Raw genomic sequence first — 24510 nt, 5'->3', positions numbered from 1 at the left:
ATCCTCACTCGCCCTCGCCTTTTCGCAGATCGCGGGCCAGGCGGAAACCGGAGAAGATCTGCCGGCGGATGGGATGGTCCCAATTGCGGAAGGTGCCGCGGCAGGCGACCGGATCGGTGCCGAAGGAGCCGCCGCGCAGGACCCGGTAGTCACCGGCGAAGAAGACATCGGAATATTCGGCGTAGGGGAACGCACGGAAGCCCGGATAGGCCTCGAAACCCGATGCGGTCCATTCCCATACGTCACCGATGAGCTGGTGCACTCCGGCCGGGGAGGCACCCGCCGGGTACGCACCGACATCGGCCGGTTCCAGATGGCGCTGACCGAGATTCGCGGTGGCCTCGCCCGGTTCGGCGTCACCCCATGGGTAGCGGCGCGACGTTCCGGTCTCCGGATCGAAGCGGGCCGCCTTCTCCCATTCCGCCTCGGTGGGCAGGCGCTTACCGGCCCAGGTGGCGTAGGCCTCGGCCTCGAACCAGCAGACGTGCAGCACCGGCTGCTGCGGACGCACCGGGGTCATCACGCCGAAAACCCGACGCCACCAGTGCCCGGCCGGATCGCGCTCCCAGAACTGCGGCGCGACCAGGTCCGCCTGCTGCCGGTGCGCCCAACCACGTTCGGACCACAGTTCCGGCCGGTCATAGCCGCCGTCGGCGATGAAGGCCAGGTACTGCGCATTGGTGATGGGTGCGGTGTCGATGGCGAAGGCGGGCACGTGCACCGGATGCGCCGGGCGCTCATTGTCGAGTGCCCACGGGTCGGTCGAGGTGCCCATGGTGAATTCGCCTGCGGGAATGATGACTTCGCCACCGACCGGATTCGGCGCCGTGGGCGATGCCGGTGCCGACAGTACGGCGGGGCCGGTGCGCAACTGGTGGGTGGCGAGCATGGTCTCGTCGTGCTGCTGCTCGTGCTGGGCGATCATGCCGAAGGCGAATCCGCCGTCGACCAGCGGATCACCGTGTAAAGCGCTGGTGTCCAGCACATCCCAGACCTTGTCGCGCACGGTACCGACATAGCCACGGGCCTGGGTCGGGTCGAGCAGCGGCAGCTCGGGACGATTGGCGCGGGCATGTTTGAACGCGTCGTAGAGCTCATCGATATCGGCGCGCACCGCGTCGCGCCCGCCGACATCGCGTACCAGCCATAGCTCTTCCTGGTTGCCGATATGGGCGAGATCCCAGACGAGCGGGCTCATGAGTCGCGAATGCTGTGCGACCAGTTCCGCCTCGTCGAGGTTCGTGAGTCCGACGGTGCGCTCCCGTGCGCGGGTGAGCACTTCGGCGATCCGGTCACGCAATCGCTCGGTGCCGGAATTATCTGTTGCGGGGTACTGAATGGTCACGATGAACATCTCCGGAACTCGTTCTGGCCAGCGACTCGAAGCGGCGGTCTGCGCCGCGATGCCTCGGTCATGGGCGGTCCTCGTGCTGATCCGCGGGCTGCGAAGCGAGTTCGCCGGTCGGGGTGCGACCGCTGCGACATCGCTCGGCCGCGGACTCGATCTCCCGGGCGGCCGCCGGACTCGCCGCATGGGCCGCGGCCAGGGTCAGCAGCTCCACCGCGACGGCCCGGATCTCCGGATCGGCCAGCCCGCAGCGGGCCGCGTCGAGCCAGCGGCCCGCGATCGGCGCGGCGACCGCGCTCGCCTGGGCGACGATATCCGGGGACGACAGCAGGGCGTCGAATACGTGGATCGGGACGGTCCAGTCGTTGTCCGGCTGGGCGTCCAGATAACGGATCTCCAGATGCCCCGAGGCCCGCACCGGCGGGAACAGGGTGGTCAGGTGGTAGTCGAGATCGCCGAGCTCAGGGCGACGTCCGATCTCGTCGTCCAGCGCACCGGACAGCCAGTCCGCGAAGGTCGCGCCCGGCGGCGCGGCCCAGCCGATCTCGCCATCGTCGTCTACGCCATCGGGGCCACGAACGCACAGCAGCGGGACATCCAGGGCCCAGCGTGCATAGCCCTGGACCGGATCGGGCCAGGACTCCGCCGCGGGACGGGTGCGGGCATAGTCGAGGCGCAACCAGCTCCGCATGCGCTGGGATGCCCATGCGCCAACGGGCGCACCGCGCAATTCCGGCGAGCAGGCGAAGGCGGCGACCAGCGTGGGACCGATGATGTAGAGCGCATTCCATCGGGCGGTGACCTCGGCGCGGTCGGCACCGGCATCGACGCTGACCTGGGTCGCGGCCGTATTGCACATCATCAATTTGCCGAAGGGGCCGATGCCGCCGAAGGACTCTTCCATGGCGCGATAGCGCGGTAACCGCAATACCCGCTTGGGGCGGCGGTCCGCATCGGCGGCGGCGGAGACGGTGCGGATGGATCGGGATTCGAGCAGATCCCGCAGCATCCTGGCATCAGCGGACAAACCCTCGCACAGCTGCACGGCAGCGGCGAACGGGGCGCTGGAGAGTTCGATCTGACCGCCGGGTTCAATGGTGACCCGGCTGCCCCCTGGCAGCGAGAGTGCCGGTGAATCGGGGGCGATGGACCGCGGTGCATAGGGTCCGAGTGCATCTGCGAGTGCAGTCAGCTGCGGGCGGGGGGCGGCCAGTGGACCGGACGGCGAACACTCACCCTGCACGGTGAGCCACTCGAGTTCGGCGCCGATGAGCGTCGGTGGGCCCAACTTGAAGCAGATCTTTTCGATATAGGCCTCGGCCGCAGCACGCGAGGACAGTTCACCGTGCTCCAGCGCGATGACCCGCTCCGGGTGCTCGAGCGTAACCGCCATACCAACCTCCACCATGTGAACCGGATACCCGTAGTCGGGGTTCGTCTGCCGGTAGTTGTCTCGGTAGTTCTGTATCGCCGCGATTGCTCGTCGTATTCCAGTGCGCCGACCCAACCCAGGGTAACGAGGGGCACCGACAAAAGATGTGACAAGAATCTGAATTCATGGTCACGCCCGGCCAGCACCCGTGGCCCGGCCGCCGAGCTGCACCGACCCCGCGCGACGGCGCGCTGGGCCCGTTTCGGCGATACTGTCGTCGACATGCTGGACGAGAATCGCGTACGTGCCGATACCCCGGGCTACGAGTCCGGATCCGACCTGGTCTTCCTCGATAGCGCGGGTTCGTCGCTGCCGCCGCGGATCGTGCTCGATACCGTGATCGGCCATCTGCGGCGCGAGGCCGAAATCGGCGGCTACCGCGCGGCGAACGAGCGACTCGACGACCTCGCCGCCGTGAAGTCCGATATCGGCGCGCTCATCAATGCCGATCCGACCAGCATCGCGCTCAGCGACAGTGCCACCCGTGCGTGGGCCGACTTCTTCTACTCCGTCCCGCTCGCACCCGGCGACCGCATTCTCATCTCGGACGCCGACTACGCCAGCAATGCGATCGCCGCCCTGCAGCGCGCCAAGGCCACCGGTGCGGTGGTCGAGCCGATTCCCAGCGACGGCAGCGGTCAAATCGATCTCGACGCACTCGCGGAGCTGGTCGACGAGCGCGTCAAGCTGGTATCGGTGCTGCACGCCCCGACCAATGGCGGCCTGGTCAACCCGGCCGCCGAGGCCACCAGGATCGCGCATTCGGTCGGTGCGCTCGTACTACTCGATGCCTGCCAGTCGGCCGGACAGCTGCCGATCGATGTGGCCGAATTGGGTGTCGACGCGCTCTCGGTCACCGGCCGCAAATGGCTGCGCGGGCCGCGCGGCACCGGATTCCTTTATGTGCGACCGGAATTGGCCGCGTCGATGGAACCGCAGCGGCTGGACCTGCACAGTGCTCAGTGGACCGGCCCCGACGCGTACACCATGCTGCCCGACGCGAGCCGCTTCGAATTCTGGGAATGCGATGTCGCCGCCCGACTCGGCCTCGGCGCGGCCGTGCGGTACCTGCTCGACCTCGGACCCGAGGACGTCTATACCGCGATCGCCGCCCGTGCCGAACATCTACGCAAAGCGCTGCCGGAAATCTCCGGAGTCACTGTGCGCGATATCGGCATCCGGCACAGCGGCATCGTATCCTTCACCGTCGATGGAATTCCCGCCGTCGAAGTGCGTGATCGCCTTGCGGCACAGAACATTACGGTGACAGCCAGCCATGCCAGCTCCACCCTGCTCGATATGACCGCGCGCGGACTCCATTCGGTGGTGCGCGCCTCACCGCACTGCTTCGTCGGCTTCGAGGAACTGGACCGGTTCGTGGCCGCGGTCGCGGCGCTCTGATGTCCCCCAGGGAACTGGTCGTCCTCGGCACCGCGAGTCAGGTTCCGACCAAGCAGCGCAACCACAATGGCTATCTGCTGCGCTGGGGCGATGAGGGCATCCTCTTCGATCCGGGCGAGGGCACCCAGCGCCAGATGACCTATGCGGGCGTCTCGGTCACCGACATCACCCGGATCGCGGTGACGCATTTCCACGGCGACCACTGCCTCGGATTGCCCGGCATCATCCAGCGGATCAATCTGGACAAGGTCGCCCATCCGGTGGACGTGTACTACCCCGCCTCGGGCGAACAGTTCTTCGAACGACTGAGCAATGCCAGCGCGTTCTACCGCACCATCGACCTGCGGGCGCATCCGATCGCTGATCCCGGTGCGCTGGACGCGCCCGGCGCACCGTTCGTCCTCGAAGCGGTCGCGCTGTCGCATCCGGTCGAGGCCTTCGGGTACCGGCTCACCGAGCCGAGCGGTGTGCGCATCCTGCCCGAACGACTCGCCGAGCACGGCCTGCACGGCCCGGCGATCGGGCAGTTGCAACGCGCGGGCAGCATCGAATACGACGGGCGCACGATCACTCTGGCGGATATCAGCGAGCCGCGACCGGGACAGAGTGTGGCTTTCGTGATGGACACCAGGATGTGCCCCGGCGTCGAGATACTCGCCTCTGGCGTGGACATGCTGGTGATCGAGGCGACATTCCTGGACGCCGACGCCCACCTCGCCGAAGAATACGGCCATCTCACGGCCGGGCAGGCGGCCCGGGTCGCCGCCGAGGCAGGTGTGCGCACCCTGGTGCTGACCCATTTCTCCCAGCGCTACCGCGACCTCGACGGCCATCTCGACGAGGCGTCCGAGTACTTCACCGGCGAGATCGTCATCGCCACCGATCTCGCGAGAATCCCACTCCCCCAACGCCGTTAGCTCCATGACGGCGGTCCGAGCCTGCTCACACCCGGCTGTGAGCAGGCTCGGATCGCAAGTGGGGGGTGCGACTGTCAGGTCAGGTGCAACGCGAGGACCTGGGCGACGAGGGCGGGGGCGCTGGCTCCCGGGATGACGAGGCGCAGACTGCGGTTGGCCTGGAGGGTGGCGATGCCGTGCAGATTGGTCCACAGGGCGATCGCGGTGGCCCTCGGATCGTCGGCGGTCGGCGCGGCCTCGGCGACCAGCGCGGCGAAGCGTTCGAACAGCGGCAGGGTGATCGAACGCAGATTCTCGCCGGAACCCTCGAGCAGGTCGTGACGGAACATCAGGGTGAACATCTCCGGGCGCTCACCGGCGAACTCGACGTACGCCACCGACATGCGCTGCATATGCTCGCGCGGCGTGGTCGCTTCCTCCCGTGCCTTCGCAAACTGATCGATGAGATCGGCGAAACCCCGGGCGGCGATGGCGGCCAGCAGCGCACGGTGGGTGGGAAAGTGACGGCGCGGCGCACCATGAGAGACCCCGGCCGCGCGGGTGATCGCCCGCAGACCGAGCTGCCCGACGCCCACCTCTTCGAGCATGTCGACCCCGGCGCCGACCAACCGTTCGCGCAGGGGCTCATTTCCGACCATGGAGACATTGTCTACGTCAGCCATCGAATCGCTCCTCACCGGTACCTCGACTGCGTCACATAAGCAGAATCCTCTACCAACAATAGTAGACACTGTCTACACTCGCGTGGTAGACAGTGTCTACGGCAACTCTCTCGGAGGCTCATGTGTGGTACCGGTTTTTCAAGTACGTGCTGGTCGGCCCGCTGTTGCGACTGCTCGGTCGGCCCGCAGTGGAGGGTCGGCGGCACGTGCCACGCACCGGACCGGTGATCATCGCCGCCAACCACCTCGCAGTGCTCGATTCCCTCTACCTCGCACTGGTGCTGCCCCGCCGCGTCACCTTCCTGGCCAAACAGGAGTACTTCACCGGCACCGGACTCAAGGGACGGTTCCTGCGCTGGTTCTTCACCGTCCTGGGTCAGGTCCCGGTGAACCGCACCGGCGGCACCGCCGCGGCGGACGCACTGAACGCCGCCACCAAGATCCTGGAATCGGGTGATATCTGGGCGATCCACCCGGAGGGCACCCGCTCCCCGGACGGCTGCGTCTACCGCGGCCGCACCGGTGCACTGCGCGTCGCCATGGCGACCGGCGCGCCGGTGATTCCGGTGGTGCTCTCCGGTACCGACAAGGTGAATCCGCGCGGTGCCAAATTGCCGCGTTTCGGCAAGGTGCGCATCAGCTTCGGCACGCCGCGCTACTACCCGCATGTTCCCCCGAGCCGCGCGATCCACACCGCGACCGACACTGCGGCCACCTCCCCGGTCCGCGCCGCCACCGACGAGCTGATGCGGGAGTTGGCCGCGCGATCCGGCCGCAATTACGTCGACCGCTACGCCGCCACTTTCGGTTCGAACCGCTCGTAGCTTTCCGCCCCCGATTCGCCGCCCAGATCGGACAAGTCCGCGGACTACAGGCCGAAGCGTTAACGCGGCGCAGAATTGGCGGGATAGTTGGAAGCAGGCCGGTGCACAACGTCCGGCCACCGCACCGTGGTGATCAGGGAGTTGAACTTGAGCAGGTTCACCGATGAGATGTACGCGACGGCACGAACCTCGGTTCGCGGGCTGGTGACGGGGGAGCCGAATGCGCCGCTGCGGCAGACGTGGGGCGAGATCCACCGCATCGCCCGCAGCATGGCGGGCGGCCTCGCGGCGGCCGGAATCGGACACGGCGACGCGGTCGGCGTGCTGGCCGGGATGCCGGTCGATATCGCACCGGCCTGTCAGGGCATCTGGATGCGCGGCGCATCCATCACCATGCTGCATCAGCCGACGCCGCGGACCGATCTGGTGGTCTGGGCCCGCGATACCGAGACCGTCCTGTCGATGATCGATGCGCGGGCAGTGGTGCTCGGCGCGCCCTTCGAGGCCGCCGAACCGCTGCTGCGCGAACGCGGCATCACCGTGGTGCGCATCGACCAGCTCCGCGACGGCCCGGAGGCCGATCCGGTGCCGACCGTCGAGACCGATATCGCATTGCAGCAATTGACCTCGGGATCGACCGGATCGCCGAAGGCGGTGCGGATCACGCACGGCAACTTCTACGTCAATGCCTACGCCATGTTCGATCGGGTGAAGTTCCAGCTCGACGAGGATGTGATGATCAGCTGGCTGCCCCTGTTCCACGATATGGGCATGGTCGGCTTCCTCAGCGTCCCTATGCAATTCGGCGCCGAAGTGGTCTGCGTGACGCCGATCGACTTCCTCATGCGCCCGCTGCTGTGGGCCGAGCTGATCGATAAATATCGCGGAACCGTCACGGCGGCACCGAATTTCGCGTACTCGCTGCTGGCCCGCAGGCTCAAGCAGGCCGAGGACGGCGCCTATGACCTCAGCAGCGTCCGGTACATGTGGAACGGTGCCGAACCCGTCGACCCGGACACCATGGAGGCACTCGCCGCCGCCGGAAAACGCTTCCGGCTCAATCCGATGGCGCTGACCCCGGTCTACGGCATGGCCGAAACCACACTGGCGGTGTCGATTCCGGATCCCGGACTCGGGCAGATACTCGATGTCATCGATGCCGACCTGCTGGAGGCCCTCGGCAAGGCGGTGCCGGTCCACGATCCGCACGGCCACCACGGCAATGTGCGCCGCCTGCCCACACTCGGTTATCTGGTCGACAATCTGGAGGGCCGGGTCGTCGACTCGGAGCGCCAACCGCTGCCCACCCGTTCCGTCGGTGTGATCGAATTACGCGGTCCCGCAGTGACTTCGGGCTATGTCACGGTCAATGGGTTCCGTAGCGCGCAGGACCAGGACGGCTGGCTCGACACCGGTGACATCGGCTACTTCACCGACGAGGGACTGATCGTGGTGTGCGGCCGGATCAAGGACGTCATCATCATGGGCGGCCGCAATATCTATCCCACCGATATCGAGCGCGCCGCGATGCGGGTGGCAGGTGTGCGCCCCGGCAATGCCGTCGCGGTCCGTTTGGACGCGGGGGAAAAGCGCGAAAGCTTCGCCGTGGTGGTGGAAAGCAATGACCACCAGAACGCCGATGAGGTCAAACGCATCGAACGCGAGATCGTGCACTCGGTGTTCTCCGAGGTCGGTGCCCGCCCCCGCACCGTCGCCGTGCTGGGCCCCGGCGCCCTCCCGAAGACCTCCTCCGGCAAACTCCGCCGCGCTGCAACCGCCATCCACCTGCGCTGAACCTACGAATTCCGCTCGGGCGCAGGGTCTTTGCGCACCGCGACCCGCGACCGAGCGGAGATCGGCAACCGATTCGCGGCACCGTGGTGAGTGCAATTGTGTTCGGCGGCTTTATGTTTCGTGATCAGGACGGCCGCCTCGGCCAATCCGTGCCGATCAGTGCAGCTGGTTCTGGGCCGGTTCGAGCCCGACGCGCAGTAGCAATTCGACTGCGTCGGCGGCCTGTTCGACGATGACCGGAACTTCCTTGCGCTCCATCGACGAAAACGGTTTGAGCACATAGTCTGCCGGATCCTGGCGGCCGGGCGGGCGGCCGATGCCGATGCGGGTGCGCAGATAGTCCTTGGTGGTCAAGGCACTGGAGACCGAGCGCAACCCGTTGTGCCCGCCCTCACCGCCGCCGCGCTTGAGCCGAACCTGACCGAATGGCAGATCCAGTTCGTCGTGCACGACGATCACCTCGGTCGGCGGTACCGAGAAGAATTTCGCCAGCGCCGCGACCGGACGCCCGGACAGATTCATGAACGAACGCGGCTTGGCGATCAGCACCTGCCGCCCGTCCAGCCGGGCCTGCAGCAGATCGGCGCCGGACTTCTTGTGCACGGCAAAACGGCCGCCGACGCGCTGTGCGAGCACGTCGGCGACCAGAAAGCCGATATTGTGCCGGGTGCGCTCGTATTCCGGACCAGGATTGCCAAGTCCGACCACGAGCGCGGGCCCGGTCGAGGATTCGGTCATGCGGATAACCGACCCGAAGAGTTCCTACTCGGCGCTCTCGGCAGCGGCGGCGGCCGCGGCGGCCTCTTCGGTCTCCTGCGCGGAGGCCGGGGCGGCGATGATGTTGACGATCAAGGCCTCCGGGTCACCGGCCAGGGTGACGCCCTTCGGCAGCTCGATCGCACCGGCGGTGATCTGGGTGCCGGCCTCGACGCCCTCGATCGAGACCTCGATGGCCTCCGGAATGTTCAACGCGTCGGCCTCGATGGACAGCGTGGTGGATTCCTGGGTGATCAGGGTGCCCGGACCGGCCTCACCGGCCAGCGTCACGTTCACATCGGCGGTGACCTTCTCGCCGCGCTTGACGATCAGCAGGTCGGCGTGCTCGATGTAACGGCGAATCGGGTGCACCACAACGGATTTGGTCAGCGCCAGCTGCTTCTTGCCGTCGATGACGAGGTTCAGCACCGCATTGGTGCCGTGCTCGCGCAAGATGGCGGCGAAGGCCTGGGCGTTGAGCGAGAGGTGCTGCGGGTCGGCGGCGTGGCCGTACAGCACGGCGGGGACATTGCCCGCGCGGCGGGTGCGGCGGGCCGCGCCCTTGCCGAACTCCGTGCGGACGGCGGCTTCGAGAAGGTTGGCGTCGGACATGACTGGATGTACTCCCTACGGCTCTTCCGGGCTGTCAACAGTGCGCCAGGAACTGTTTTCCGCCCTGGCAAAGGTTGGTCTATTCGTCGGGCGAAGACCGAACGAGGACGGCAGAGAGCCGAGCCGCGTCGATCACGGTGAACGCATCAAGTCTGCGGTCACCCTCGCCGAGACAACCCGAACACCATAGCGCAACTGTCTATCTCTCCCTGAATCGGGTCGTCGTACTCGCCGAATTGTCGTCACCCGGGTCGCGTACGCTGGAGCGGTTGCCGATCGGCTGTCTGAAAGGTTGTTGAAGTTGACCGCCTCCACTGAGGGTGTCGTCGCGCCCGCCCCGCGTGGGTTGCCCGCCGAGGTCGCTCGGCGGCGCACATTCGCGGTGATCTCCCACCCCGACGCGGGCAAGTCGACGCTGACCGAGGCGCTCGCGCTGCACGCAAAAATGATCTCCGAGGCGGGCGCGATCCACGGTAAGGCCGGGCGCCGCTCGACCGTATCGGACTGGATGGAAATGGAGAAGGCGCGCGGAATCTCCGTGAGCTCGACCGCACTCCAGTTCAACTACCGCGCCGCGGGCTCCGATATCGATAACGTCATCAACCTGGTCGACACCCCGGGCCACTCGGATTTCTCCGAGGACACCTACCGCGTACTCACCGCCGTCGACGCCGCGGTCATGCTGATCGACGCCGCCAAGGGTCTCGAGCCGCAGACACTGAAGCTGTTCCAGGTGTGCCGCCACCGCGGCATCCCGGTCATTACGGTGATCAACAAGTGGGACCGCCCCGGCCGCGCGCCGCTGGAACTGCTCGACGAGATCAACGAGCGGATCGGACTCACCCCGACGCCGCTGTTCCTGCCGGTCGGCATCGCCGGCGACTTCCGTGGCCTGCTGCGTCGCGGCGCCGAGGGCGAGGCCGTCGAATACATCCACTTCACCCGCACCGCGGGCGGCGCGACCATCGCGCCGGAGGAATCGATCGACCCCGAAGCCGCCGAGGCTCGCGAGGGCGAGGCGTGGACGACCGCCGCCGAGGAGAGCGAACTGCTCTCGGCCACCGGACAGGACCACGATCAGGAAATGTTCCTGGCCGGGCAGACCTCCCCCGTCATCTATGCCTCGGCGATGCTGAACTTCGGTGTGCGGCAGTTGCTCGAGACCTTGGTTGCGCTGGCGCCCGCGCCCGGTTCGCGTGCCGATATGGGCGGCACGCCGCGCGACACCACCGATCCGTTCAGCGCGGTGGTCTTCAAGGTGCAGGCGGGAATGGATGCGGCACACCGGGATCGGCTCGCGTTCATGCGGATCGTCTCCGGCGAATTCGAGCGCGGCATGGTCGTCACGCACGCCCAGACCGGTCGGCCGTTCGCGACCAAATACGCGCTCACCGTCTTCGGCCGGGAGCGCTCGACCGTCGACACCGCCTACCCGGGTGATGTGGTCGGCCTGGTCAACGCGACCGCGCTGGCGCCGGGGCACACCCTGTTCGTGGACAAGAAGGTGGAGTTCCCGCCCATCCCGTCCTTCGCACCGGAGCATTTCGCGGTGCTGCGCGCGCAGAGTGCGGGCAAGTACAAGCAGTTCCGCAAGGCCATCGATCAGCTCGATTCCGAAGGCGTGGTGCAGGTGCTGCGCAATGACACGCGCGGCGATGCCTCCCCCGTGCTCGCGGCGGTCGGCCCGATGCAGTTCGAGGTGGTCACCGCGCGAATGCTGGCGGAGTTCAACGTCGAAACCCATATGGAGCACCTGCCGTACACGCTGGCCCGGCGCACCGATGCGGAGTCGATGGCCGAACTCGACCGGCAGCGCGGGGTCGAGGTGTTCACCCGCTCCGACGGAGTGCTGCTCGCGCTGTTCGGCGACAAGTGGCGGCTGCAGTACATCGAGAAGGAGCATCCGAAGCTCACACTCGAGCCATTGGTCGCGGCTGCGGACTGAACGCCCGCCCTTATCCGGCTTCGGGTTCGGCTTCCGTCGCCGGTTCGGGCTCGCGGCGCAGCGGAGTAGTGGGCTCGCGTTCGATGTCCGCGATGCCATCTTCGCGCGCGATCATCCCCCAGCGACTCGATGTCAGTCGCAGGCTGGGCAGATCGCTGAGCGAGAGCACCACCTCATAGGTCCGCTCGTAGCCGGTGTGCGCGATCCGCCACAGACCGTCCTGACAGCGCACATAGCGATCGGAGTAGAACGCGGCGCCGCGCAGCAGCATATTGTGCGCCGGTATCAGCACGGTATCGGCGAGATACCAAGTGCCGGTGGCGGTATCACCGACGACATCGATCTCCGGATGATCACATCGGTGCTCGGTGATGACATGCGGACCGAGGGTGTTGCGCATGAAAGCCAAGAACGCATCCCGCGACTCGAACTGCAGGTATTCGCTGTAGGTGGCGGTCGCCTCGGGAACCATCGTATCCGCGAATTCATCCCACGACTTGGTGTCGAGGGTGCGCAGATACCGGAACTTCAGGCGACTGATCGCTGACACAGCATCCTGATCCATAACCTCAACAATCCCATTCGAAGCCGCCGCGCTACACGAATTGGGAGATTTGTATCAGATTGCTATCACCGGTGGTCGATAATCCGCCCCGGCGCGCGGCTCAGTTGCCGATGGTGAAGCAGGTATTGCAGAAGTCGCTGCCGAACTCCGTCAGCCGCAGACTCTTGCGCACGATCTTGGGCGCGCGCCCGGCCTTCTTCAGCGCCGCCTCCACTACCGGCTGCACTTCGAGCACCATGTACCGGCTGAGCACCACCGGATCATCGGAGACCTGGGTCAGCCCCAGACGGTTCAGATTGATCAGATAGGTGCGGGAGCGGTCCGAGTAGCGGACTCCGGCCTGTTCCGGCACCGAGGTCAGATCACCGGTCACCAACTCCGAGCCGATGCCGAGCGGACGATTGGTCCGCACATCGACCGTCGGCTGCGGACCGTTCAATGCCATGAACCGCAGAATGCGCGCCTCGTCCGGCGCCAACTCGTCGAGGATCCGGTCATAGGCGGGATGCACATCATCGGTGAAGTAGACATCAGCCGAGCGGGCCAGCAGCGCATCGCCGCGGCGGCGCAGCTCCTCACTGCTCGCCGAGTGCAGCGGCGCGCCGATGCCGATCGCCTGCTGCTGCGACGCACCGTTGGAAGCCGGTACATAGCTGACGATTTCGCGCACCGACCCCTCGGTGACGCCCAGTGCGCTGCGCGCGATGGAGCGCAGCGCATTGCCGGTGCGCTCGGCGATATCGGCCGACGACTCACCGTCGAGCGCGGCCTGGGTGATCTCCTTGGTCACCTCATAGGTCGTCTCGACGGCCCACTGACTGCCGCGCACCACGGAGCCCGCGGCGAGTCCCGCCGCCCGGAACACGCCGCGAATCAGCCTCGCCTCATTGCTGATCTGCCGCTGTTCGACATCCGAGCTGCGCTCCACCGAGCGGGAACCGGCCCGGGCCAGGTCCTGTCCGGTCCTGTCGTCTGTCACGTCTACTCCGATGTATTGCCTAGTGAACGAATACGCCCACAGATTATTGCCCTCGAGCTTTCCAGGTATGCGTAACCGTGAGCCGAGTGGGCCAGCACGCACGCCGACCCCTGCTGTCGAACGTGTGGTGGTCGTCATTGTCTCCGGCGCCGGTTGACAGTACGACATTCTGGACACACAGTGTGACTGATGTCTCAGACAATCCGCTGTGGCTCGAGACACTCGCGGTGGACCGGCTTCTCGATCTCACAGTAGGGTCCGTCTGCCGACTGGGTGCTAGTTTGGGATGCCGGTGAGGCGGCGGTCACCGGTATATCGGCAGGAGGGTGTCGTGTTGGAGAGTGTTTTCGGGATTCACCCGACGATCCTCCTCGAGTTAGTGACTATCCCGCTTTTCACTGGAATCATCGGCTACATCACCAACTGGACCGGCATCCTCATGCTGTTCAAGCCGGTCGCCTTCCACGGTGTGCATTTACCGGGGCTGCGCGCGCTGTTTCCCTTCCTGCCCAAGCGAATTCAGGTGCTTCCGCTACTGAGCTACGACGGCCGAATCGGCTGGCAGGGCATCGTGCCCTCACGCGCGGACAAAATGGCGAGCATCGCCGTCGACAAGGGCCTGGCGAAACTCGGCAGCGTCGCCGACTTCTATCGCGAACTCGAACCGGACAAGCTCGCCGAACACCTCGCCAATATCGCCGACGCACAGATCAAGGACATCGTCGAAGAAATCCTGCGCCGCGAGCACCCGCAACTCTGGTACAACCTGCCGACCGGTGTGCGAGAGATGATTCATGCGCGGGTCCGCCAGCAGCTGCCCGATATTCTGCGTGAGCTGACCGAGGAATTGGGCGCCAATATCGATCAACTGCTCGACGTCAAGCAGATGGTCATCCGCTATTTCCAGGCGCGCCCGCACCTGCTCAACACCCTTTTCCAGGTGCTCGGCGCCAAGGAACTGCGTTTCATGCAGAACTTCGGTTTCTACTTCGGCGCGCCGATGGGTGTGGTGCTGGTCGGGATTCTGCATGTGACCGGCTGGTCAACACTGGTGGTGCTGCCGATCGGCGGCGTCATTATCGGCTGGGTGGTCAACTGGATCGGCCTGAATATGATCTTCGCGCCCGCCTACCCGAAGTGGTGGTGCCCATGGCGGCAGGGTCTGCTGATCAAGCGGCAGTCCGAGATCACCGATGGCTACGCCGAATTGGTCTCCAGCCAGGTGATGACCGTCGCCAATATCGGTGACGAACTGCTCAACGGCCCGCGCTCGGACCGGACCATGCAGATGCTCGAGGACACCTTGCGCCCGGCCGCGGACCGCGCGCTCGGACCCGCAAGACCCGCGGTGAAGTTCATGCTCGGCAGCCGGGAGTACGACTCGCTGCAATCGACGCTGACCACCGAGGCGATGTCCATCGCACCGATCGCCTTCGCCGATCCGGACTTCAATGTCCAGCAGGGTAGGCAAATCAATGACTACATCGCCAAACAGATGTCGGCGCTGAAGCCTCCGGACTTCGTGGATATGCTGCGATCGGCCATCAAACAGGACGAATGGCTCCTTTTTCTGCATGGCGGCGTGTTGGGGCTCTTCGCCGGATACGCTCACATCCTGATCTTCGGGACGGGAGTGGCGACATCATGGCTATGACGGAATCTGGCGGCGATGATCTGCAGGCCGCCGGGCAGGGCTCTGCGTCGGCGGAGCACTCCGAGGTGGCCGAAACACCCCAGCTCTCAACGGAAATCGCGCGGCTGCCGATCAGCTCGGCCGAGGTCGGAGCCCGCAAGCGGGAGCCCGGGTCGGTGCGCAAGACCGTCCGCGCGACCACCGGCGTCGCCCGGGTCGCGGTGACCGCCGCCGCCGAGGTGACCGCCTGGGGCATCGATACCGCACTCGGTGTCGGCGCGACCGTGGTGCGCGGCAGCATCGCCGGGAATCCACCGCGCGAGGTTCTGGCCGAGGCCGAGGCGGGGGTCCGTGACGCAGTGCGCCGCGCACTGCGACTGCCCGCCACACCCGAACAGCCCACCTCCGACGCCGTTCCCACGCTGCGCGAACAGGGTGCCGCGCTGTTGCGCCTTTCGGCGAGCACGCACGGCGAACATGCCGAAACCCATCCCGCCTTCGCCCGCATGCTCGAGGAACTCACCCCCGACGAGGCACGCATCCTGCGCTTTCTCCACCTCGACGGCCCGCAGCCCTCGATCGACATCCGCACCGGACGTCCGCGCGGCCTCGGCGTCGAGCGGATCATCTCCGGCCTCAACCTGATCGGCGAACACGCGGGTCTGCGCTTCCCGAACCGCATCCAGCAATATCTGCCCAACCTGCGTCGCCTCGGCCTGATCGAATTCGTCAAGGAACCCGTCGGCAACCCGAACCGCTACCAGATCCTCGAGGCCCAATCCTCGGTCCGAGAAGTATTGAAGCGCTCCGGCTTCGGCACCAAGGTCTACTACCGCAGCATTACCCTCACCGGCTTCGGCGCCGACTTCGTACAGACCTGCCTGCCTGTCGTAGTGCAAGACGGTCGCGTCTCCGGCACCAGCTAACCCACGATCGGGGCGCGATTCGACTCGCTCGATGCGGCGCCAAGTCGGGCACGTGGTGCAGCGCCCACCGAACGGCCGAGTCTCTCGCACCGGCTGCCCCACGACCGAGGCGCCATTCGACTCCGCTCGATGCAGCGAACAATCCGTCGCGCGTGGTGCGGCGCCCACCGAATCAGGTGCGCTCCTTAATGGTTCGCTGGTACCGGACGGTCTGCGAGGCCGAGTCGAGGTCGGCCAGAGGGCAGGCTCCCGTCGGCTAGGGGCAGCCCGACCGACGGCAGACGCAATCGGCCAAAGCCTAAAGCGCCGTCGCCCAGGGATCAGGCGCCGTTGCCTACACGTCAGGCGCCATCGGCCAATTCGAGCCAGCGCTCCTCGGCAGTTTCCTTTTCGGACAATACCTGTTTCAGCTCGGTGCCCAGGGTGATGAGTTTCTCCGGGTCGGTGGCGGCGTCGGCCAAGGCGGTGTGCAGGCGCTGCTCGCGTTCGGTGAGCTTATCGATGGCGCGTTCCAGTTTGGCCAGTTCCTTGCGGGCGGCGCGGTAGGCGGCGGAATCGGTGGCGGACGTTTCGGCGGGCTTGGTGTCGGTGCCGGAACGTGTTGCGGCCGAGTTCGATACGGCACGCTTTTTCAGGTATTCGTCGATGCCACCGGGCAGGTTCGTGAGTTTGCCGTCGCCGAACAGTGCCCAGGTCGAGTCGCAGATGCGCTCGACCAGGTAGCGGTCGTGGCTGATCACGACCAGCGTGCCCGCCCAGTTGTCGAGCAGGTCCTCGAGCTGTTGCAGGGTATCGATATCCAGGTCATTGGTCGGCTCGTCGAGCAGCAGCACATTCGGCTCGGCCATCAGGATGCGGGTCAGTTGCAGCCTGCGCCGTTCACCGCCGGATAGGTCGCCGACCGGGGTGCGCTGACGGGCGGGAGTGAAGCCGAGCCGCTCGGCCAGCTGCCCTGCGGAGATCTCCTTGTCGCCCAGCACGATTCGCTGCGCCACCTGCTGCACGGCCTCCAGTACCCGCAGGTCGGTCGGCAGATCGTCGAGTTCCTGACGCAGCCAGCCGATCTGGACCGTCTGCCCCTGAATGCGTTTGCCCGCAGCGGGTTCGATCGCACCGGCCAAGGTGCGCAGCAGGGTCGTCTTACCGGATCCGTTCACCCCGACCAGGCCGACCCGCTCCCCCGGCGCAAGGCGCCAGGTCAAGTCGCGCACCAACTCTCTGCCGTCCGGTGTGGTGAGGGTGGTGTCCTCGAGTTCGATGACGACGCGGCCCAGGCGCTTTCGCGCGAACGCGGCCAGCGAGACGCTATCGCGCGGCGGCGGCACATCGGCGATCAGCGCCTCGGCCGCCTCCACCCGATAGCGCGGCTTGGAGGTGCGCGCCTTCGCGCCGCGCCGCAGCCAGGCCAGCTCTTTGCGCGCCAGGTTCGCGCGCCTGGCCTCGGCGGCGTCGGCCTGCCTGGCCCGCTCGGCGCGTGCGAAAATCCAGTCGCCGTAACCGCCCTCATAGCTCTCCACCTTGCCGCCGACAACCTCCCAGGTATCGGTGGCGACGGTGTCGAGGAACCAGCGATCGTGGGTCACGACCACCAGCGCGCTGCGGCGGTTGAGCAGATGTTCGGCAAGCCACTGCACGCCCTCGACATCGAGGTGGTTGGTCGGCTCGTCGAGGACGAGCAGATCGAGTTCGCGCACCAGCGCTGCGGCCAGCGCGACGCGGCGGCGCTCGCCACCGGACAGATTGTCGACCGATGTGTCCAGGCCGAGGCCGTCGATTCCGATACCCGCCAGCACCGAACGGATGCGCGGGTTCGAGGCCCATTCGTGTTCGGCCATATCGTCGGTCATCGCATCATCGGCGAGTCCGGCCAGCACGACAGCTCCGACGGTCGCGCCGGGCGGCAGCACACCGCGCTGGGTAACCACCGCCATCCGCAGCCCGCCGACCCGGCTCACCCGGCCGCTGTCGGGCGGTTCGAGACCGGTCAGCACCTCCAACAGGGTGGTCTTACCGCCGCCGTTGAGGCCGACGACGCCGATCCGCTCGCCCGCGTGGATACCGAGCGACACGTTGTCCAGGAGCGGTTTGATACCGAAACTCTTGGAGACCTGCTCGAGGTTGATCAGGTTGGACATGGATCCCGCTAGCCCGCCTCTCCGCGCAATTTTCCCGTCGAGAGAGCCTACCCACCTTCCCGCACGGCCCGACGGTCGCGGTCCGGACCCCGGTTTTGGGCGTACCCGACGAGTTACCCGTGACCTCGCGAAATCAGTGGTCACATACCCAAATCCGCCATTACTTGCGAAACGAACAACGTTCGTTTACAGTAGCTTCAGCGAACAGCGTTCGTTACGAACAACGTTAGCGACGGCGCTTCCGAAGCACAGCCGCAGAATGGGAGCCCCACCTCGCGTCGAGGTGCCAGGGGCGGCACCGATCAACTACCCCTTACCTGGAGGTTTCTCATGCACATCGGTCTCGGTCTGCCCATTTCCGATCCCGCGGCTCTGCTCGATTGGGCCCGCCGCGCCGATGCGGGCCCGTTCTCCACCCTCGGCCTGCTCGACCGGCTCGTCTACGACAATCCCGAACCGCTGATCGCGCTCGGCATGATCGCGGGCGCCACCAACCGCATCAAGGTGCAGACCGAGGTGCTCATCGCACCGCTGCGCGAGCCGACGCTGCTCGCCAAACAGGCCGCAACCCTCGACCGCATGTCCGGTGGCCGCTTCGTGCTCGGCCTGGGTGTCGGCGGTCGCGCGGACGACCACATTGCCTCCGGCACCGACCTGCGTACTCGCGGTCGCCGCCTGGACGAACAGATGGCGATCATGCGCCGCCTGTGGTCCGGTCAGCCGCACGGTGCCGACTGCGGACCGGTCGGCCCCGCGCCGCTGCGTCCCGAAGGCCCCGAAATCCTTTTCGGCGGCTTCCAGCCCGCCGCCATCGATCGCGTCGGACGCTGGGGCGGTGGATTTCTCGCCGCCGCCGCACCGTCCTGGGCCGGTGATCTCTTCGATGCCGCCCGTCGCTCATGGAAGGAATACGGCCGCGACGGCGAGCCGCGCATCGTCGCCCAGGTCAATGTCGCACTCGGCGCACCCGACCTGATCGAAGACGCCCGCACCTCGATGGGCAACTACTACGAATTCAGCGGTCGCGCCGATTACATGCTCGCGGGCATGCTCACCACCCCCGACGAGATCCGCACGGCCATCGGCCAATTCGAAGATCTCGGCGCAGCCGAGGTCATGCTCTACTGCTACGGCCGCGACGCCGACCAGGTCGACCGCCTCGCCGACGTCATCGCATAACCCCGCGCCAGCCCAACCAGGCGCGCACTTTTCCAGCTGAGTCCGGCGATCGCAGGATTCAGCGGGAAGTGCACGCTTCTTTCACCAAGGTCAGCGCTTTCCGGGCGTGTCACTGCTGATGACTCGGGCACCGGGCACCGGTCCGCTGGCCGTGCGCACGCTGCGGCACACACCCGCACCGGCGAGTTCGGCCGCGACCGCCACCGCGCCATCCTCACTGTCACACAGGAACGCGCAGGTCGGACCGGAACCGGAGACCAATCCGGCAAGCGCACCCGCGCCGACGCCAGCGCGCAATGTTCGACGCAGCTCCGGCTTCAGCGATAGGGCCGCCGCCTGCAGGTCGTTACCCAGCAGGGGCGCAAGCTGTTTCGGGTCACCGGAGGCCAGCGCCTGCATCAGCGCCTGCGGCTCGCCGATCCGGGGCGGGGTGCCGTTCTCGCGTAGTCGGTCGAGTTCGGCGAAGACGGCGGGCGTGGACAGCCCGCCCTTGGCCAGCGCGAGCACCCAGTGAAAAGTACTGCGGGACAATACCGGAAGCAGCCGTTCACCACGGCCGGTGCCGAGCGCGGTGCCGCCGTGCAGCGCGAACGGCACATCACTGCCGAGTTCGGCGGCGACCGCGAACAATTCATCGCGAGTCATCCCGACGTCCCACAGCTCGTTCAGGCCGACGAGCGCGGCCGCGGCGTCCGCGCTGCCGCCCGCCATACCACCGGCGACCGGAATGCCCTTATTGATGGCGATTTCCACCAGTGGCGCGCGTCCGGCCAGATGCGCGACGCGCACGGCGGCCTTCCAGACCAGATTGGTGCGATCGGTCGGCACATCGGCGGCGCCTTCGCCGCTGACCCGGACCGACAGCGCGGCGGCGGGCGCGAGTTCCAGATCATCGCAGAGCGATAGCGCTTGGAACACCGTGGTCAGATCGTGATAGCCGTCCGCGCGCACGTCACCGACGCCGAGATGCAGATTCACCTTCGACGGGGCGCGCACGATGACGGGACTTGGCACTACCGACAACACGGTGCTCAAGCCTATCGGGTGGGTCCGACAGGTGCTCAGCTGGAGATGAGACATTCACCGGCCATGTGTCGGACGGTTACAACAGGGCCCCGCCGGTGGCATCGATCCACTGTCCGGTGATCCAGCGCGAATCGTCGGAGGCGAGAAAGGCCGTGATATCGGCGACGTCGCCGGGCTGACCGACCCGGTTCAACGGCGACCACCCGGCGACCAATGCCTCGGTCTCGTCATTGCGCAGCCAGCTCGCGTTCATATCGGTATCGATCACGCCGGGCCCGACGGCATTCACGGTGATGCCACGCGCGCCGAGTTCCTTTGCCAGCGTTTGGGTGAACGTGTCGATGGCGCCCTTGGTCATGGTGTAGGCGATCAGCTGCGGCATTCTCGCCCCGTGCGTGAGGCCGGTGGAGATATTGATGATGCGTCCGCCGCTGCGCAGTCGCTCCAGCCCCAGCTTGGTAACGAAGAACGGCGCCTTCGCATTGACGGCGAAGAGCCGGTCGAAGGCTGTCTCATCGGTACCGCCGATCGGTTCGCGGATGCCGTCGATGCCCGCGTTATTGACGATGATGTCCACACCGTCGGCATGTGCGTCGAATGCGGACCACAGTGCCGCGGCATCGCCGGGCACGCCGAGTTCGGCCCGGATCGCGAAGGCCGAACCGCCCGCCGCCTCGATGGCGGCGACGGTCTCCTTCGCCGCCTGCTCATTGCCGTTGTAGTGCACGGCGACGCGCGCACCCTCTTGCCCCAGCCGTTGCGCAATCGCCCGGCCGATACCGCGACTGCCACCGGTGACCAGTGCCGTCTTGCCGTCGAGCCGACCGGTTTGCAGCTGTGCACCCATCATGAGTCCTTTCTCTATCGATCACTACAGAACTGACGTTAGCATATTATCTAGCGACCGCTATAGAATGACCGGGTGAGTGCACCGACCAGGGGACGCCCCCGCTCGTTCGACCGGGATGCCGCACTGGAAAAGGCGCTGCGACTGTTCTGGGCGCGCGGCTACGAGGCGACTTCGATCGGCGATCTGACCGCGGCGATGGGCATCGGAGCACCGAGCCTGTACGCCGCATTCGGCGATAAGGCGACGCTGTTCAACGAGGTGGTGCAGGTCTTCGGCACCCGCTACGGCGGATTCATCCCGCGCGCCCTCGCCGAGGAGCCGACGGCCGAGGCGGCGGTGCGCCGCATGCTGCACGAGGCGGCGACGGAGTACACCCGGCCCGATTGCCCGCACGGCTGCCTGGTGATGAGCGCGGGACTCAACACCACCAGCACCGAGATCGCCGAGATGCTGCGCACGATTCGCAATCGGAATGTGGCAGGCTTCGCGGCGCACATTCAGGCGGATATCGATGCGGGCCTGCTGTCGCCCGAGACCGATGCGACCACACTCGCGCGTTATGTGGGCACGGTCATGCAGGGCATGTCACAGGCAGCCCGAGACGGTGCGAGTCCCGCACAGCTGGAGCAGGTCGCCGAAATGGCCATGCACGGTTGGCCTTCCACCGTTCGCGCGTGAACACGTCGCCGGCATAGGGAACGAGATCTGCCGTGGAGCTCGTCGACATCCGAGTCACGGGCATATTCCGAAAACAGCTGGACGATGGGAACTATCCGAACTTCCGGAACGACCAGTCGATGGCAGGACGATCCACACTTGCGCCCAATACCCTTGGGGGGTATGTTTCATTTGCGTCGGGGATACCCCCACACCGTATGATCGAATGCGAGCGAAGGAGTCGGACATGGCCACCAGCACCTACACCGTCACGGGGATGACCTGCGGACACTGCGTCAGCTCGGTCAAGACGGAGATCGGCAAGATCGATGGCGTGACCAGCGTGGATGTCGACCTCGCCACCGGTGCCGTCCGGGTGGACAGCGCCGCACCGCTCGCCGCCGCCGATATTGCCGCCGCCGTGGACGAGGCGGGGTACGAGGTCGCCGTCTGATGCAGGACCGGCTGAGGTTCGCCGCGGTCGGTGGCGGACTGGTCGCGTTGTTCGGTGTCGCACTCGGAATCGGCGCCCTGGTGGGCGAGCCGACCGGGTCGGCACCGGACCACGGCGCGATGGCACACACCGAACAGGAAACCGGGCTGTCGGATTCACGATCCGGCTACACCCTGGCCGACCTGACCGCACCCGCGGAGCCGAATCGAGCCGGGGCCCTGCGTTTTCGGATCACCGGACCGGACGCGACGCCGGTCACCCGATTCACCACACAGCACGATAAGAAGCTGCACCTGATCGTGGTCCGGTCGGACGCCACCGAATACCGGCATGTGCATCCGACCATGGACGACACGGGCACCTGGTCGATCGATTGGACCTGGGCGGCACCCGGCGCCTATCGCGTCTTCGCCGATTTCGTCCCGGAACAAGGTCCGGGCGATCTGGTTCTGAGCCGCACCTTCACCGTCGCGGGAGCGGCTACGACACAACCGCTTCCGCCCGAATCGCGGTCGGCCACGGTGGACGGCTACCAGGTGCGCATGACCGGCGAGCTGCGCACCGCGGGCAGCGAACTGCGTTTCACCGTGACGCGCGACAGCGCGCCGGTGACCGATCTCGAACCGTACCTCGGTGCGTACGCACATCTGGTCGCACTGCGCGCCAACGACCTCGCCTACCTGCACGTCCATCCGCAAGGCGAAATCGGCCGCACGCCAGCCGGTCCGGAGGTCACCTTCCATGCACAGGCCCCGAGCGCGGGCCCATATCGGCTGTATCTAGACTTCTCCCACGGCGGCGTCGTGCACACCGCGGAATTCACCGTGCGCGTCGAATCATCCACAGCGCCATCCACATCCAGCGGTGCACACCATCCGGATGGCGGTCACCCATGACCGCAGCTGCCGACCGGCCTCGATCGAGCCGACAATCGGTGCGTTGACCTGCGCAATCTGTGCGGCGCATGCGGTGTATGCGGTGTGACGGCTTGGCCGAATTCGATGGGTCACGGCGGCTACCACATTCGCCCCAGCAAAGACAAAAGTTCGTTATCCACAATCTGTTTCGACAGGGCAGCTGATATGCAGCTGGCGGCGTCGGTCGCACCGAGCACCCTCTTGCACACCAGCAACAGAAACCGACCAGTCCGCCCATTACGATTCGGCCGAACGTCATCCGATCAACCGAACGCACTGCCCATGACGGAATTACACCTGGGCGGCGAGGCGGACGAAGGCTGCGGTGTCGAGGGTTTCGCCGCGGGCGGTCGGGGAGATTCCGGCGGCCAGTAGACGGCGTTCGGCCTCGGCGGGGGAGCCTGCCCAGGTGCCGAGTGCGGCGCGCAGCGTTTTGCGGCGTTGGGCGAAGGCGGCGTCGATGACCTCGAAGACGCGGCGGCGGTGCACTTCATCCATCGGCCATGGCGGTTCGGCGTAGCGCTGGATGCGGACCAGACCGGATTCGACGCGCGGCACCGGCCAGAAGACCTGGGTGCCGACCGCGCCCGCGCGGCGCACGGTGCCGAAGAAGCCCGCCTTGACGCTGGGAACGCCGTAGATGCGGCCGCCCGGCTCGGCGGCCAGGCGATCGGCCACCTCCGCCTGCACCATTACCAATGAGGTTGTGATGCTGGGCAATTCGGCCAGCAGATGCAGCAGCACCGGCACTGCCACGTTATAGGGCAGGTTCGCGACCAGCGCGGACGGCGATACCGGCAGGTCCCGCGCGCGCACCCGCAGCGCATCGGCCTCGACGACGCTCAGCTGCCCGGCCAGTTCCGGCGCACGGTCCGCGACGGTCACCGGAAGATGCCGCGCGAGAACCGGATCGATCTCGACCGCGACAACCGAATCCACCACATCGAGCAGTGCCAATGTCAACGAGCCGAGCCCGGGCCCGACCTCGAGCACCGCATCCCCGCGCCCGACCCCCGCGGCCGCGACAATGCGCCGCACCGTATTGGCATCGTGCACGAAGTTCTGCCCGAGTTGCTTGGTCGGGCGCACGCCCAGCCGTTCGGCCAGTGCCCGCACCTCGGCGGGTCCGAGTAGCGCAGCGCTCCCACGAGCGGAAATATCGGGTTCGGACACGTCCGACAACGTATCAACCCGTTGCGAGTCGGGCTCAGCCGATGCCGAGGCGGCTGGTGCAGGCGGGCCAGGCGCCCCAGCCCTGGCCGGCGCGGGTGACTTCGGCGATGGCGATCTGCTCTTCGCGGGTGGCGAGGTCGGCGCGGGGCGCGTATTTCAATCCGCCCTGGCGTTCCCAGGTGCTCTGGTCGAATTGGATGCCGCCGAAGTAGCCGTTGCCGGTATTGATGGCCCAGTTACCGGTGGATTCGCAGCGGGCAAGCGCATCCCAGATCGCACCGTCGCGTACGGGCGGCACCTCGGTGCCGGGCTTGACGCCCTTGCG

The 24510-nt window shown here is 66.6% G+C and carries 23 protein-coding genes; 11 read left to right on the top strand and 12 right to left on the bottom strand.

Going from position 1 to position 24510, the window contains the following annotated elements; all coding sequences use genetic code 11:
* Positions 1-4: 4 nt before the first annotated feature.
* Both egtB and egtA read right to left on the bottom strand, forming a co-directional pair.
* Entirely contained in the window at positions 5-1345 is a 1341-nt protein-coding gene (gene egtB, locus ABZW16_RS02425; protein ID WP_354951342.1) for an ergothioneine biosynthesis protein EgtB, read from the bottom strand.
* A gap of 67 nt (positions 1346-1412) precedes the next feature.
* Positions 1413-2741, bottom strand: a complete 1329-nt coding sequence (gene egtA, locus ABZW16_RS02420) for an ergothioneine biosynthesis glutamate--cysteine ligase EgtA (RefSeq protein WP_354951340.1) — start codon at positions 2739-2741, stop codon at positions 1413-1415.
* 261 nt (positions 2742-3002) lie between these two features.
* On the opposite strand from egtA, the gene ABZW16_RS02415 reads away from it, so the two are divergent.
* Complete coding sequence (locus ABZW16_RS02415; RefSeq protein ID WP_354951338.1) at positions 3003-4181, top strand: aminotransferase class V-fold PLP-dependent enzyme; 1179 nt, start codon at positions 3003-3005, stop codon at positions 4179-4181.
* On the top strand, positions 4181-5098 hold the full coding sequence (locus ABZW16_RS02410; protein WP_354951336.1) for a ribonuclease Z: 918 nt from the start codon (positions 4181-4183) through the stop codon (positions 5096-5098). Before ABZW16_RS02415 ends, ABZW16_RS02410 begins: the two co-directional genes overlap by 1 nt.
* Before the next feature lie 74 nt (positions 5099-5172).
* Here ABZW16_RS02410 and ABZW16_RS02405 read toward each other — a convergent pair whose 3' ends face one another.
* A complete protein-coding gene (locus ABZW16_RS02405; RefSeq protein WP_354951334.1) occupies positions 5173-5760 on the bottom strand; it encodes a TetR/AcrR family transcriptional regulator in 588 nt (195 codons plus the stop codon).
* A gap of 122 nt (positions 5761-5882) precedes the next feature.
* Between ABZW16_RS02405 and ABZW16_RS02400 the strand changes: the two genes are divergently transcribed.
* Together ABZW16_RS02400 and ABZW16_RS02395 are read left to right on the top strand one after the other, a co-directional pair.
* Positions 5883-6584, top strand: a complete 702-nt coding sequence (locus ABZW16_RS02400) for a lysophospholipid acyltransferase family protein (protein WP_354951332.1) — start codon at positions 5883-5885, stop codon at positions 6582-6584.
* Positions 6585-6731: 147 nt separating this feature from the next.
* Positions 6732-8378: a fatty acyl-AMP ligase gene (locus tag ABZW16_RS02395; protein WP_354951331.1), complete on the top strand. Its 1647-nt coding sequence runs from the start codon at positions 6732-6734 to the stop codon at positions 8376-8378.
* 156 nt (positions 8379-8534) lie between these two features.
* Here ABZW16_RS02395 and pth read toward each other — a convergent pair whose 3' ends face one another.
* Positions 8535-9116: an aminoacyl-tRNA hydrolase gene (pth, locus tag ABZW16_RS02390; protein ID WP_354951329.1), complete on the bottom strand. Its 582-nt coding sequence runs from the start codon at positions 9114-9116 to the stop codon at positions 8535-8537.
* Positions 9117-9140: 24 nt separating this feature from the next.
* Positions 9141-9746 (bottom strand): 50S ribosomal protein L25/general stress protein Ctc, encoded by a 606-nt coding sequence (locus tag ABZW16_RS02385; protein WP_354951327.1) that lies wholly within the window; start codon positions 9744-9746, stop codon positions 9141-9143.
* A 346-nt stretch (positions 9747-10092) separates the two neighbouring features.
* Between ABZW16_RS02385 and ABZW16_RS02380 the strand changes: the two genes are divergently transcribed.
* Positions 10093-11691, top strand: coding sequence for a peptide chain release factor 3 (locus ABZW16_RS02380; RefSeq protein WP_354951596.1), 1599 nt, complete (start codon positions 10093-10095; stop codon positions 11689-11691).
* Positions 11692-11701: 10 nt separating this feature from the next.
* Here ABZW16_RS02380 and ABZW16_RS02375 read toward each other — a convergent pair whose 3' ends face one another.
* The gene (locus ABZW16_RS02375) at positions 11702-12256 is read right to left on the bottom strand and encodes a nuclear transport factor 2 family protein (protein ID WP_354951325.1); all 555 of its coding nucleotides are present in this window, start codon (positions 12254-12256) and stop codon (positions 11702-11704) included.
* Between the two features lie 100 nt (positions 12257-12356).
* Positions 12357-13235 carry an Abi-alpha family protein gene (locus ABZW16_RS02370; RefSeq protein ID WP_354951323.1) on the bottom strand — a complete coding sequence of 293 codons (879 nt, stop codon included), beginning with the start codon at positions 13233-13235 and terminating at the stop codon, positions 12357-12359.
* 379 nt (positions 13236-13614) lie between these two features.
* Here ABZW16_RS02370 and ABZW16_RS02365 point away from each other — a divergent pair, with 379 nt between their 5' ends.
* Together ABZW16_RS02365 and ABZW16_RS02360 are read left to right on the top strand one after the other, a co-directional pair.
* The gene (locus ABZW16_RS02365; protein WP_354951321.1) at positions 13615-14889 is read left to right on the top strand and encodes a hypothetical protein; all 1275 of its coding nucleotides are present in this window, start codon (positions 13615-13617) and stop codon (positions 14887-14889) included.
* Entirely contained in the window at positions 14886-15794 is a 909-nt protein-coding gene (locus ABZW16_RS02360) for an Abi-alpha family protein (protein WP_354951319.1), read from the top strand. Before ABZW16_RS02365 ends, ABZW16_RS02360 begins: the two co-directional genes overlap by 4 nt.
* Positions 15795-16135: 341 nt before the next feature.
* Here the strand turns inward: ABZW16_RS02360 and ABZW16_RS02355 are convergent, their stop codons facing one another.
* The gene (locus ABZW16_RS02355; protein ID WP_354951317.1) at positions 16136-17929 is read right to left on the bottom strand and encodes an ABC-F family ATP-binding cassette domain-containing protein; all 1794 of its coding nucleotides are present in this window, start codon (positions 17927-17929) and stop codon (positions 16136-16138) included.
* Positions 17930-18259: 330 nt separating this feature from the next.
* Between ABZW16_RS02355 and ABZW16_RS02350 the strand changes: the two genes are divergently transcribed.
* Positions 18260-19108 carry an LLM class flavin-dependent oxidoreductase gene (locus ABZW16_RS02350; RefSeq protein WP_354951315.1) on the top strand — a complete coding sequence of 283 codons (849 nt, stop codon included), beginning with the start codon at positions 18260-18262 and terminating at the stop codon, positions 19106-19108.
* Between the two features lie 90 nt (positions 19109-19198).
* On the opposite strand, the gene ABZW16_RS02345 is transcribed toward ABZW16_RS02350, so the two are convergent.
* Positions 19199-20134 carry a 4-(cytidine 5'-diphospho)-2-C-methyl-D-erythritol kinase gene (locus tag ABZW16_RS02345; protein ID WP_354951594.1) on the bottom strand — a complete coding sequence of 312 codons (936 nt, stop codon included), beginning with the start codon at positions 20132-20134 and terminating at the stop codon, positions 19199-19201.
* Between the two features lie 76 nt (positions 20135-20210).
* On the bottom strand, positions 20211-20981 hold the full coding sequence (locus ABZW16_RS02340) for an SDR family oxidoreductase (RefSeq protein WP_354951313.1): 771 nt from the start codon (positions 20979-20981) through the stop codon (positions 20211-20213).
* 75 nt (positions 20982-21056) lie between these two features.
* On the opposite strand from ABZW16_RS02340, the gene ABZW16_RS02335 reads away from it, so the two are divergent.
* The 3 genes from ABZW16_RS02335 to ABZW16_RS02325 all read left to right on the top strand — a co-directional run bounded on the left by ABZW16_RS02335 (position 21057) and on the right by ABZW16_RS02325 (position 22991).
* Complete coding sequence (locus tag ABZW16_RS02335) at positions 21057-21662, top strand: TetR/AcrR family transcriptional regulator (protein WP_354951311.1); 606 nt, start codon at positions 21057-21059, stop codon at positions 21660-21662.
* A gap of 226 nt (positions 21663-21888) precedes the next feature.
* On the top strand, positions 21889-22095 hold the full coding sequence (locus tag ABZW16_RS02330) for a copper ion binding protein (RefSeq protein WP_330250356.1): 207 nt from the start codon (positions 21889-21891) through the stop codon (positions 22093-22095).
* A complete protein-coding gene (locus ABZW16_RS02325) occupies positions 22095-22991 on the top strand; it encodes a hypothetical protein (RefSeq protein WP_354951309.1) in 897 nt (298 codons plus the stop codon). Before ABZW16_RS02330 ends, ABZW16_RS02325 begins: the two co-directional genes overlap by 1 nt.
* 312 nt (positions 22992-23303) lie before the next feature.
* On the opposite strand, the gene rsmA is transcribed toward ABZW16_RS02325, so the two are convergent.
* Both rsmA and ABZW16_RS02315 read right to left on the bottom strand, forming a co-directional pair.
* Positions 23304-24185, bottom strand: a complete 882-nt coding sequence (rsmA, locus tag ABZW16_RS02320) for a 16S rRNA (adenine(1518)-N(6)/adenine(1519)-N(6))-dimethyltransferase RsmA (protein ID WP_354951307.1) — start codon at positions 24183-24185, stop codon at positions 23304-23306.
* 34 nt (positions 24186-24219) lie between these two features.
* A partial coding sequence (locus ABZW16_RS02315; RefSeq protein ID WP_354951305.1) for a transglycosylase family protein occupies positions 24220-24510 on the bottom strand: 291 nt, incomplete at its 5' end.

Source organism: Nocardia sp. NPDC004604 (assembly GCF_040609795.1).
Taxonomy (GTDB): Bacteria; Actinomycetota; Actinomycetes; order Mycobacteriales; family Mycobacteriaceae; genus Nocardia.
This window is presented reverse-complemented; position numbering and strand designations above follow the sequence as displayed.